Source organism: Microcoleus sp. Pol12B5, assembly GCF_036701335.1.
Classification (GTDB): Bacteria; Cyanobacteriota; Cyanobacteriia; order Cyanobacteriales; family Microcoleaceae; genus Microcoleus.
This window is the reverse complement of record NZ_JAUBQQ010000015.1, coordinates 1-12,021: the sequence shown is the minus strand read 5'-3', so window position 1 is coordinate 12,021 and position 12,021 is coordinate 1. Positions and strand designations below refer to the sequence as shown.

9 protein-coding genes and 2 pseudogenes are annotated in these 12,021 nt (G+C 44.0%); 9 read left to right on the top strand and 2 right to left on the bottom strand.

Annotation, left to right across the window (positions count from 1 at the left end):
- The first annotated feature begins 168 nt into the window (after positions 1 to 168).
- From cysC to QUA24_RS10105, 3 genes are all read left to right on the top strand, one after another.
- Complete coding sequence (cysC, locus tag QUA24_RS10115) at positions 169 to 693, top strand: adenylyl-sulfate kinase (RefSeq protein ID WP_333210465.1); 525 nt, start codon at positions 169 to 171, stop codon at positions 691 to 693.
- Between the two features lie 37 nt (positions 694 to 730).
- Positions 731 to 2,329, top strand: a complete 1,599-nt coding sequence (locus QUA24_RS10110; protein ID WP_333229304.1) for an SLBB domain-containing protein — start codon at positions 731 to 733, stop codon at positions 2,327 to 2,329.
- A gap of 208 nt (positions 2,330 to 2,537) precedes the next feature.
- Entirely contained in the window at positions 2,538 to 4,796 is a 2,259-nt protein-coding gene (locus QUA24_RS10105; protein WP_333229302.1) for a polysaccharide biosynthesis tyrosine autokinase, read from the top strand.
- Positions 4,797 to 4,957: 161 nt separating this feature from the next.
- Here QUA24_RS10105 and QUA24_RS10100 read toward each other — a convergent pair whose 3' ends face one another.
- Both QUA24_RS10100 and QUA24_RS10095 read right to left on the bottom strand, forming a co-directional pair.
- Positions 4,958 to 5,119, bottom strand: a complete 162-nt coding sequence (locus QUA24_RS10100) for a hypothetical protein (RefSeq protein ID WP_333229300.1) — start codon at positions 5,117 to 5,119, stop codon at positions 4,958 to 4,960.
- A gap of 88 nt (positions 5,120 to 5,207) precedes the next feature.
- Positions 5,208 to 5,771 carry a hypothetical protein gene (locus QUA24_RS10095; protein WP_333229298.1) on the bottom strand — a complete coding sequence of 188 codons (564 nt, stop codon included), beginning with the start codon at positions 5,769 to 5,771 and terminating at the stop codon, positions 5,208 to 5,210.
- Between the two features lie 672 nt (positions 5,772 to 6,443).
- Here QUA24_RS10095 and QUA24_RS10090 point away from each other — a divergent pair.
- From QUA24_RS10090 to QUA24_RS10065, 6 genes and pseudogenes are all read left to right on the top strand, one after another.
- Positions 6,444 to 7,811 carry an NAD-dependent succinate-semialdehyde dehydrogenase gene (locus QUA24_RS10090; protein ID WP_333229296.1) on the top strand — a complete coding sequence of 456 codons (1,368 nt, stop codon included), beginning with the start codon at positions 6,444 to 6,446 and terminating at the stop codon, positions 7,809 to 7,811.
- A gap of 144 nt (positions 7,812 to 7,955) precedes the next feature.
- Positions 7,956 to 9,593, top strand: a complete 1,638-nt coding sequence (locus tag QUA24_RS10085; protein ID WP_333229294.1) for an acetolactate synthase large subunit — start codon at positions 7,956 to 7,958, stop codon at positions 9,591 to 9,593.
- 337 nt (positions 9,594 to 9,930) lie between these two features.
- Positions 9,931 to 10,128 carry a hypothetical protein gene (locus QUA24_RS10080; protein ID WP_333229292.1) on the top strand — a complete coding sequence of 66 codons (198 nt, stop codon included), beginning with the start codon at positions 9,931 to 9,933 and terminating at the stop codon, positions 10,126 to 10,128.
- Positions 10,129 to 10,290: 162 nt separating this feature from the next.
- A pseudogene (locus QUA24_RS10075) lies at positions 10,291 to 11,358 on the top strand (ISKra4 family transposase).
- Positions 11,359 to 11,384: 26 nt separating this feature from the next.
- Positions 11,385 to 11,483: pseudogene (locus tag QUA24_RS10070) on the top strand (IS5/IS1182 family transposase); the annotation flags it as partial.
- Between the two features lie 276 nt (positions 11,484 to 11,759).
- The coding region (locus QUA24_RS10065) for a hypothetical protein (protein ID WP_333229290.1) at positions 11,760 to 12,021 on the top strand (262 nt) is incomplete at its 3' end.

Below are 12,021 nucleotides of genomic sequence, written 5' to 3'. Positions count from 1 at the left end.
ATTTTGTTACTAAATGACCGCAGGAGCGATCGCAAATTTTAATTTCTCACTTTTGGCGCGCCAATATTGGCAATATGACACCGCGAATAACGATAATAGAAAAAAGGGAACAGCATCTATAAAGTTTTACGTCTTAATAATTTCCTAGTTACTAATTAACGGCTGAAAATGGAAAAAGGTTTTATTTTGTGGTTCACCGGGCTCAGCGGTTCCGGCAAGACAACTATCACCAAAGCTCTCGAACCTGAATTGAAGGCAAGAGGTTGCAAAGTTGAAATATTGGATGGAGATGTCGTTCGCACCAACTTGTCAAAAGGTTTGGGATTTAGCCAAGAAGACCGAGATACTAATATTCGGCGGATTGGATTTGTCGCCAACTTACTGAGTCGCAATGGAGTTGTGGCAATTACGGCAGCTATTAGCCCCTACAGAGCAATTCGCGACGAAATTAGAGCAATGGAGCCAAATTTTGTGGAAGTATATGTCACAGCGCCATTAGAAGTGTGCGAAGTTCGCGATGTCAAGGGGCTGTACGCTAAGGCCAGAGCCGGAGAAATTAAGGGTTTTACGGGAATTGACGATCCTTATGAAGAACCGCTCAATCCTGAGATTATTTGTTACACAGAGCGAGAAAGTGTGGAAGAGAGTGTTAAAAAAGTTCTGAGCAAGTTAGAAGAGTTGGGTTACATTTGATGGTGGCGGGGTAGGAAGCGGATAGGGGCAAAAGGCGATGGCGAGCAAAAACTATTATTCAAAATTCAATACTGTCAAAGGTTTCACGGTCAAATTTTTAACAGTGTCAGTGCTCGCGGCGGTGGGTTCATCTCCTGCGGCGGCCCAGTTTATGCCTCCTCCTCCTCCTCCTCCTCCTGCTGATGCGGTTTCTCCTGTTCCTGTACAAGTACCCGCAACGCCTGGATTTCCGGGATTTCCGGCAAGTGAACCTTCAAGTGTACGATCGGAAGTTTACACTTTAGGCGCGGGCGATCGTATTCAAATGGACATCTTCAATGTCCCGGAATACAGCGGCCCCAACGGTCAACACCAAGTACAGGCAGACGGTTCCCTGAGTTTGCCTTTAATTGGCAGCGTTTCGGTGTACGGAATGACCCTAGAACAAGCTTCTAATGCTGTTAAAGACAAATACGGCAAATACCTTAAACGTCCTTGGATTACCCTGAAACTGCTGGCGCCGCGTCCTTTGCAAATTGCGATCGCGGGCGAAATCAACCGCCCCGGAGCCTATACAATATCCTCAGCAGCAGGCCCCGGAGGCACAGCAGAGCAAATGGGAACTCAAATGCCAACGATATCGCGGGCTCTGCGAATGGCCGGTGGAATTACCCAGTCAGCAGACGTGCGGCAAATCAAAATCCGCCGCCCCCAGCGCAACGCACCGGAACAAATTATTAGTGTGGATTTGTGGGAATTATTGCAAAACGGCGATTTGCGGGCCGATATGACTTTGCGCGACGGCGATACTATATTTATTCCCACTGTAACTAGCCTCAACCGCCAAGAAGCACCGACTTTAGCAGTAGCTAACATTACCGGGCAAAGCACTCAACCAATTAATATTGCTGTGGTGGGCGAAGTAACTCGCCCCGGTACTTATACTTTGGCAAAAGAGACTCAAAGTAGGGTACAAGAGAATGAAATGGGTGAAAATTCTGGTTTGTTTGCTGCCAGCGAAACCAACAGCGGGGAAAATGTTTTGCAGCAAACTGTAACGAGGGCAATTAAAATGGCGGGCGGCATTACGCCTGTAGCTGATATCAGACAAATACAAGTTCGCCGCCTGACGCGGGCGGGTACAGAACAAATTATTAATGTGAATTTGTGGCAACTTTTGGAAGGGGGAGATGTATCCCAAGATTTAGCGCTGCAACAGGGAGATACGGTAATTGTTCCTAAAGCCGAAAACCTCGATGCAACCCAAGACGAACAAGTTGCTAATTCTAATTTTTCACCTGATACGATTAAGGTGAACATTGTGGGAGAAGTCGTGAAACCGGGAGCGATTGCGGTGCTGCCAAACACTACTTTAAATCAAGCGCTGGTAGCAGCGGGAGGTTTTAATAAAGCGCGGGCAGAAATGGATTCGGTGAATTTAATTCGCCTCAATCCTAACGGCACCGTTTCGCAGCTAACTGTTAAGGTTGATTTTTCTGCAACTGCCAATGAATCAACTAATCCCAAACTGCAAAATAATGATGTAATTATGGTAAGGCGATCGGGCCGCGCTACGTTCTCTGATAATGTAGGCGGAACTCTCGCTCCTCTCAGCCCGCTGTTAGGAATATTTAGGTTATTCGATATTTTTCGGTGATTTGAAGAGACTAGCATTAATACCTCAGAAACCCGCTTTATAAAAAAATTGCGGTTTGGTAATGAAATATCGAGGAATCAACCGATTTCCTGAAAACTCGCCACCAATACAGACGTTTAAACTAATAAGTTGTAGAAATCCAATGAAACTAGGGAAACAATCTCAAATAGCACTGTTTAATCATAAAAAAACCGCTGATCTGCAAAAAATGTCTTCTGGGCTTTATGAAGAAGATCAATTTTTAGGAAGAAACAAAACCGAGGCAGAAGAGTTAAGTTTTTGGGAAGTTTGCCGCAGTCGATCAATCTTAGTCATCGGTGTAGCAGCGGCAGTGACTACGGGAGTTTTCGCCTGGACACTAAATCAAAAAAGCGAGTACGAAGGGCGCTTTCAATTATTAGTAGAGCCAGCGGTTACGCAAAATACTTTAGCCAAAATCTACTCCGGTGAGCTGAAACTGCAACCAGCGGCCCCGGCGACGCAAGAAAAGGGCGATTTTGACTACGAATCCCAAATTCAAGTTTTGCAAAGTCCGCAAGTAATGTCGCCGATTATTAAACAGTTGCAGGCTAAGTATCCCGAAATAAATTACAACTACCTCTTGAACCAAAAAGCAGATAATTGGCCGTTTTTTCAGGAAACTAGGTTGTCAATTAATCGCTTCAAAAATACCAAGATTATCGAAGTTAGATATCGGGATTATGACCCAAAAAAAATTCAGTTTGTTTTGGAAAAAGTTGCACTAGGCTACCGCAACTACAGCGTGCAAGATACCACAACTCAAATTAGTCAGACTTTGGATTTTGTGAAATCGCAAATTCCCAACCAGCAAAAGCGCCAACAAGCTCTGCAAACAGAAATTCAAAAATTGCGGCAGCAGTACAATTTCATCGATCCGCAAATTCAAACGCAACAGCTTTCGCAGCAAATCAGCCAACTGCAAGCGCAAAAATTGGACGCGCAAACGCAGTTAAACCAGCAGAGATTGCTCTATTCTAATTTGCAAAATCAGCTCGGACTGAACCAGCAGCAAGCGCTGATGGCATCGGCTCTGAGTCAAGCTCCGCGCTATCAAGGGATGCTGACTCAATTGCAACAATTAGAAGGACAAATTGCGATTAACTCGGCTACGTTTACAGACGAAACTCCGCAAATGCAATTGTTGCGAGAACAGCGCAAAAACCTGATTCCTTTGTTGAAGAAAGAAGCCCAACAAGTTCTGGGAACTGATTTAGCTAAGGTAAGTTCACAAGTGCTGGCTTTTCAAGATCCGGTGCGGATTAAGTTAATCGAGCAGTTTGTCGGTACTGCTAATTTAATTCAGGTGCTGGGTGTGCGGAATCAAGTTTTGGAACAAGCTGCTAAGCAGTTGAACCAATACTCTCAAAAATTCCCGGTGATTTTGCGGCGCTATTCCGATTTGCAGCGCGAGTTGGATTTGACTAACAATACGCTGAATGGTTTGCTGGCAAAACAGCAAGCTTTGCAGCTTGAAGCTGTGGGCAAAAAAGAGGTGGCTTGGGAAGTTATTGCTAAGCCGGAAATTCCGCGTTACAAAAATGGCGAGTTGAGGGCTGTTGCTCCGATTATGCCTTTGAATTTGGCTTTGGGGGGATTGACTGGTTTGCTGTTTGGTATGCTGGCGGCGCAGTTGGCGGAACGGTTTAAAAATAAAACGGTGTTCCAAACTCCAGAGGATGTTAAACAGTCGATTCGCCTGCCTTTGTTGGGGGTAATTCCTGCTAGCGATAAAATTTTGAGACTTCCTCCTGCTGAGACAAGCCCGGTGGATGTGGCAATTTCGCCGATGCCGACGGATGCTTTTCAAGAAGCTTTTCGATCGCTCAATGCTAATATTCGCTTACTAAACGTTGATACTCCGATTAATTCTTGCGTAATTACTTCTTGTCAAGTAGGTGACGGCAAGTCTACGGTAGCAGTAAATCTGGCGCGGGCGGCGGCTGCAATGGGGCAGCAAGTGCTGTTAGTGGATGGGGATTTACGGCGCCCGCAGGTACACGAAATGCTGGGTTTACCGAATTGGCAAGGCTTGCACAATGTGATCGCGGATGATGTGGATGTGCAACAGGTGATTGTGCGATCGCCCCGCGATGAAAATTTGTTTGTGTTAACTTCCGGCCCGGTTCCTTTCGATCCCACAAAGGTGCTTTCTTCCAAAAAAATGCAGCATTTAATGGCAGCTTTGTCAAGTCATTTTGACTTAGTTATTTACGATACTGCGCCGCTTTTAGGTTTGGCGGATGCGAATTTGTTGGCGGCTCACACTAACGGATTGATGCTGGTAGTAGGGCTGCATCAAACTGAGCGGGAGGCGCTGTTGTTGGCTTTTGAAGATTTGAAAATGGCGGGTATTCCGCTGTTGGGAATGGTGGCGAATAACGATAAAGGCAGCAGGTATTACTATCAGTCTTACGTGCAGGATTACGTTCAGGAAAAGTCTGTTTGAGGGAGAGGAATAGCATTAGATTCGGGTAGTTGACCTTCGGGTTGGCTACCCGAATCTTTGGTAGTTATATCAAATCCCTCTCTTTTCTTCCTATGCGTTCTCTGCGTCTCTGCGGTTTTAATCATTCAAATACAAAAGTAAACGGTATTAAATGGAAGAGTTTACGATCGAGCAGAAATATTTAAAATTATTATGATATAATTAGGATCATTAGCCTTAAAAGTAGCACCAGCGATCGGCCAGGAAATAGCTAAAATAGCATTGAAATAAAATGAGTCTCTCCGCTCGGAACGGCAGGCGATTCCCAGAGGAGAGTAGTACATTGATTCGCTTGAAGTAGCGATCGCTTACATCCGCAAGAGACGCACCTCAATACGGCTCGCTTAAGGAAAGAAAGGGGTACAAATTGAGTTAAGGCACGTTACCGCAATGACTCCACATACAATACTTGAATGAATTGACAAACCGATTCGCATTCTCCTCGCTAGATTCAGCCCTAAGTATATAAAGTACGTTTGTCTTAGCGTACAACCTGAGAACGAAAACTCCTTTTGGTGAAGCCTCCCGGAATTCTCGTCCGGGGTATCCGTCCAGCGGCATATTTTGTCCCCGATCTAATAAGTAAGTTTTGTTCAATGACTGTAGAATGTTGGACACCTCTCGATCGAAATTATTCTGGGGAATGCCACCGACGCCGTAATCTATATAAGTAACTCGAAAAAGAGAATTGCTATCTTTCCACTCGAATTTGCGCTGTCTAACTCTAGGCTGTCCCGGTGCCGAGTCTTGGGGTGTCCCCGGCATCTCGAATTGAAAATACTCTCCAGGTTTAACTGAAACCCAACTCGACTGAGCTAACAGCTTTGTTTCTACACTCTGTTCGTTGCTTTGTTCGTTGATGCTGGTGGCCTTGCTGGGTAGCGCTAACCCAAGGGAGGCGACTAAAGCAGCTAGAACTAAAATTCGACTTTTCATATTTATTCTCAATTTTGCTGTTCTTCCCAAGCAGCAACCTCTCGCTACCAAGATCCCCGATCTAGAATACGATGGTCAAGACATTGGTGAGGTGCGGCCGGATTTCTCAAAGCTTCTGCCAGTATCTCATAAATTAGCTCAGACCGCTTAGCAAACAATCCCATCCAAGGGTCTGTTGCCACTTTTCCTGCTGCTAGTAGTTTGATGACTTCTGCAACCAGTTCTGGTAATTTAAATTGGCGCTCAACCGCCCTCCGCGTCCTTCTAAGACAGTAATCGATCGTATGTCGCCTGCAAAATATTCGATCGCGCTCTTTGCGATCGCTCCCTTATTGTGTAGCCGAACAGAACAATATTTTCGGAGGGCTTGCAGACTCGATGTGCTTGATGCGTGTCAGGTGAGGCCGATTGCAGCAGCAAGCTCCGATCGCCCTTCTGCCAAGGTTTTTCTCGCCAAACATCAGTTTAAGAGTGGAATTTTCTTAAGATTTGCGCTCGATAATCTGCACTATAATTAAAATCTAGCAATTTAAAAAAAATCGCGGCACTTGCAAATTGACAAGACCTGAAAACGTGGCTGTAAATCCCATTTTTGTAATACCTTGATACAACTCCCCGCCTAGCTTGAAAACTAGAAGGGAGTTTTGTGTTTTTCACACAGGAGATGAAACAATGGCTATTGCTACTATCAACCCGGCAACGGGAGAAACGCTGAAAACTTTCGAGCCACTTGCGGATGAGGTAATAGAAGCTAAGCTGGAATTAGCACAGCAAGCTTTTAAGAAATACCGCCAACTGCCGTTTGAGCAGAGAGCTCTGTGGATGCAGAAAGCTGCAGACATCTTGGAGCGCGATCGCGAAATTTATGCTGAAATGATGACCCTGGAAATGGGTAAAACGCTCAAATCTGCGATCGGCGAAGTGGAAAAATGCGCCTTAGTTTGTCGGTATTACGCCAAAAATGCCGCTCAATTTATGGCAGACGTACCCGCAACCACTGACGCTAGCAGCAGCTTTGTCCGCTACCAACCCCTCGGCCCTATTTTAGCCGTTATGCCGTGGAATTTCCCATTTTGGCAAGTTTTTCGGTTTGCGGCGCCCGCACTGATGGCGGGCAATGTCGGCTTGCTCAAACACGCTTCCAACGTGCCTCAGTGCGCTTTGAAAATCGAAGAAATTTTTACGCTTGCTGGCTTTCCCGAAGGCGTTTTTCAAACTTTGTTAGTGGGCGCCGACAAAGTAGCCGATATCGTTGCGGACGATCGTATAAAAGCAGCAACTCTCACCGGTAGCGAACCAGCGGGTGAAAGTTTGGCAGCAAATGCGGGCAAAAATTTGAAAAAAGTAGTGCTGGAATTGGGAGGAAGCGACCCATTTATTGTGATGTCCAGCGCCGATTTAGCAGCAGCTTTATCAACTGCTGTGACATCCCGGATGCTCAATAACGGTCAATCTTGCATCGCCGCCAAACGCTTTATTTTAGCAGAAGAGATTGCCGACGAATTCATCAAAGGATTTGTCGAAAAATTCAAGCAATTAAAAGTAGGCGATCCGATGTTGCCAGAAACCGATATCGGCCCTTTAGCTACTCCCGCAATCCTCAAAGACTTGGACAATCAAGTGCAAACTTGCATCCAATCGGGAGCAAAAATTCTGACAGGTGGCAGCCCATTGTCAGAGAATGCCGGCAATTTCTACTTGCCAACTATTCTGGCAGACATTCCGTCGAATGCCTCTGCCCGTCAAGAAGAATTTTTCGGGCCCGTAGCTTTAGTATTCCGAGTTGCAGGCATCGATGAAGCGATCGAACTGGCAAATAGCACATCTTTTGGGTTGGGTGCGTCAGCTTGGACTACAGTAAACTCAGAGAGCGATCGCTTTATTTCCGAACTAGACGCAGGCGCGGTATTCATCAACGGTTTAGTAAAATCCGACCCGAGATTGCCCTTCGGCGGCATCAAACGCTCCGGTTACGGACGCGAGTTGAGCATCCAAGGAATGCACGAATTTGTTAACATAAAAACAGTTTGGGTGAAATAAGCTCCCACTCTATCAACCGATCGCACAAATCTACATAAGTCTGCGTTTATCTGCTTTTACCTGGGGTTAAAAAGTCCCATTTAGTATTTTTGCGATCGGTTGAAAAAGATTCACAACCCCCATTAACCGAGGAGAAAAACGGAAATGAACACAGCTCAACTATTGGTAAAATGTTTAGAAAATGAAGGCGTCGAATACGTCTTCGGACTTCCCGGAGAAGAAAATTTAGAAATTTTAGAAGCCCTGAGAAACTCTTCAATTAAATTTATTACTACTCGCCACGAACAAGGCGCCGCTTTCATGGCAGACGTTTACGGTCGTCTCACAGGCAAAGCCGGCGTTTGCTTGTCCACCTTGGGCCCTGGCGCAACTAACTTAATGACAGGAGTTGCTGACGCCAACTTAGACGGCGCTCCTTTAATAGCAATTACCGGACAAGTCGGCACAGACAGAATGCACATAGAATCGCACCAATATTTAGATTTGGTCGCCATGTTTGCGCCAGTTACTAAATGGAATGCTCAAATTGTTCGCCCCAGCACGACGGCAGAAATTGTCCGCAAAGCCTTTAAAGTAGCTCAAAGTGAAAAGCCGGGAGCAGTTCACATTGACTTACCTGAAAACATCGCAGCAATGCCTGCAGAAGGAGAGCCGCTCACCAAAGACAACCGCGAAAAAACTTTTGGCGCTTACCAAAGCTTGAATAAAGCCGCTGTGGCAATTTCCAAAGCAAAAAGTCCTCTGCTTTTAGTAGGAAACGGCGCGATCCGCGCTAGCGCCAGCGATGCTTTGACACAATTTGCTACTCGATTGAATATTCCCGTAGCTAATACTTTCATGGGCAAAGGTGTAATTCCTTACACTCATCCTTTGGCACTGTGGACGACGGGATTGCAAAAACGGGATTATATTAGCTGTGCTTTTGAAGAAACTGATTTAGTGATTGCTGTTGGCTACGATTTGATTGAATATTCCCCGAAGAAGTGGAATCCCGAAGGAAAAATTCCGATTATTCACATTGGATCTCTGCCTGCAGAAATTGACAGCAGTTATATTCCTCTTATAGAAGTTGTGGGGGATATTTCTGATTCCCTCAATGAAATTTTGCAGCGTGCCGATCGCATGGAGAAAGTAGACCCTTTTGCTAAGCAATTGCGGGCGGATATTCGCGCTGGGTACGAACAATATGCAGCCGACGATGGTTTCCCGATCAAGCCACAAAAACTCATTTACGACTTGCGGCAAGTCTTGGGCCCGGAAGATATTCTTATATCTGATGTCGGAGCTCACAAAATGTGGATCGCGCGGCACTATCATTGCGATCGCCCGAATACCTGTTTGATTTCCAACGGATTTGCGGCGATGGGAATTGCAATTCCGGGTGCAGTAGCTGCAAAACTCGTTTATCCCGATCGCAAAGTAATAGCAGCCACCGGCGACGGCGGTTTTATGATGAATTGTCAAGAGTTAGAAACTGCTTTGCGAGTCGGTACTAATTTTGTGACGCTGATATTTAATGACGGCGGTTACGGGTTAATTGAATGGAAGCAGCAAGATTATTTTGGTCATTCAGATTTCGTCAAATTTGGCAATCCCGATTTTGTGAAATTTGCCGAAAGTATGGGTTTAAAAGGCTATCGAGTGGAATCTGCCACGGATTTAATTCCGATTCTGAAAGAAGCCCTTGCTCAAGATGTCCCTTGCGTCATTGATTGTCCGGTAGACTATCGGGAAAATGCGCGTTTCAGTCAATTATCTGGGGATATGAGTTGCAATTTGTAAGAGTAGCTAGAGCCCCGGCTTCTTAAAGAAGTCGGGGCTCTAATAATGGATATTTTTCGAGATAGAGTTTTGTAGCTTGTTTTTGGGGGGTAACAAAGAGGTCTACGAAATAGACTGTATAAGGGTTGCAGCCCACATACCTTGTTGATAAAAGCGGCGTTTAGAAGGAGTTAACTTCATTAACTGTTCCACCTCCAAAGAATATTGTTCTAGATAATTAACCCACTTTTCTCCATCTAATCCAACACCAAATGTACTCCGTCTGCGATATTTTTTCGTAAGGATTCAGGTCAGAGGGTATTGACAAGTGTGACATTCTTGGCGGAAAATCACAATTATGGAAAAAAACCTGCCTCTTGAACTAGACCGTGAAATCCTGATACAGTTGGCTCCGGAACAACTGGTGGAAATCATTGTCGAGCATGCGCTCGCCACAATTAAACTAAACTCCCGAATTTTAGAGCTAGAACAAGAAATAGGAAAACTCAAGGCGACTAGAGATTTAAGACCTCTTGCGAAAGTGCGCTCTTTCTAGGTAAAATAAAATAAAAAATTAGCTTAATAATATGAACTACGAAGAATTACAAAAGTTAACCCCCAAAGAATTTAAACGGGTGCATCTCACTTTTGCAAATATATGAAAAAGGGCTAAAATGAAAAAGCTAGTAAAACTGTGAAAAAAGATGAGGTAAAAAAAATGACACCCGAAGAGCAACAACGCCTAAAAGCACACTTAAAAGGGGTAGCAGAAATTCTTTACAGAAATACAGATTCAACCGAACTTTCAAATTTTGAAAGTATCGAAAATTCTCTACGTCAAAAAATGTTAAAAGAAGTTGGATCCGAACTAGGTAGGTTTTTTTTTCAAAAGTATCAGGAATTAAAACAGGAAGACAGCGAACCATAAAATCATTAGTCGGGTTGCTGAATATTACAGACAATCAGGCGAAATATTTCGGGCTAAAACCTTATAGTCAACTCAGTCCAATGATGGAAAAGTGCGCTCTGATAATCAGCGCCAACGAGTCTTATCAAAAAGGAGAAAAAGATTTAGAAACATTCACAGGAATCCCAGTTTCTCATAGTACCTTACAGAGATTAGTTCAGAGCCAAGAATTTGAATTGCCTACATCTAAACAAGGAGTCCAAGAAATTACCTTAGAGGGAGGTAAAGTCAGGCTACGCAACGAAAACAAGGGTGAGCCATGTTATTGGAAAGATTATAAAGCCGTGTATTTAGATAATGTTTATTGCGGAGCATTCTTTCAAAATAATCAAGATTTAATTGATTGGAGTAATACCCAAAGATTGCTACATCCTATATATTGGATAAGGGATGGTCATCCCGGAATTTGGAACTTGTTTCAAGAAATTGGAGTGACTGAGCAAAGACAAGAAATCTTAGATTGGTATCATCTGAAAGAAAATTTGTACAAAGCCGGGGGTTCATTGAAACGATTAAAACAAGCCGAAAGCCTGTTATGGTCGGGTCTAGTTAATGAAGTTATCAATTTATTTAAAGAGTTGAAAAGAAAAGGATTTAAAACCTTTTGCAATTATTTAGAGTTCCATCGCAACCCAATAGTTAACTACCGATACTATAAAGAAGAATCTTTAAGTTCTATCGGTTCTGGAACAGTAGAATCAACGATTAAACGGATTGGACGCTTGGGTGAAATTATCGGGAGCGCAGTGGAATATAGAGAGTGTTTCCTCTATCCTTTCTCTTCGCTGTGCTTATCTCAATGGTCAACTTTCTACTTGATGTATCTGCAAAAGTGAGATGCACCCCTTTCATCAAGATATCGGAATCGAAGAAGACGCTTCGGATTAAGATTTAATTTGATTGCTGGTATTTATAATTATGAACTTTCTTTGAAGATAAATTAGCGCTCGCCTGAAACTTTCGCAAGAGGTCTAATCATGTTGCCGGAATTTTAGTGTCTAATTTAGGGAAAATCATTTCAGATATTGCGGAAGGAATATATTGGGAAATATCTGTAAATTCAAATTTCTTATATTTCGCCAAAAGCGCAAAAAAATGATACTAAAATTAGAAACTGTAGTTTAGACTAAATAAAGATGAGAACGGTGGCTTTCAGAAGAACTAGAGCCACCGCGCCGCGAGAGAATAAGGGTGAAAAATAAAACCTATCCACTCCCTAAATGAACAGTGAACGATTAAAGGACTTTCGTCAAGCAGCATACGAGTTATTGGTCAAAGCCAAGGATGCCACATTCGAGCTCATGGATGCAGTGATGACGACCAGGAATGCAGCCTGTTTGGCGGAATTTTCGCTCAATCCATTATTCCATCGTCAATGGCCAAGCGTCTACGAGGCATTGCAAGACTGTAGACCAGACCGGAAAAAACTGATGCTGCTGTATCTGGAGCAATTACAGGAGGAAGCACCCTCAACAGAACACG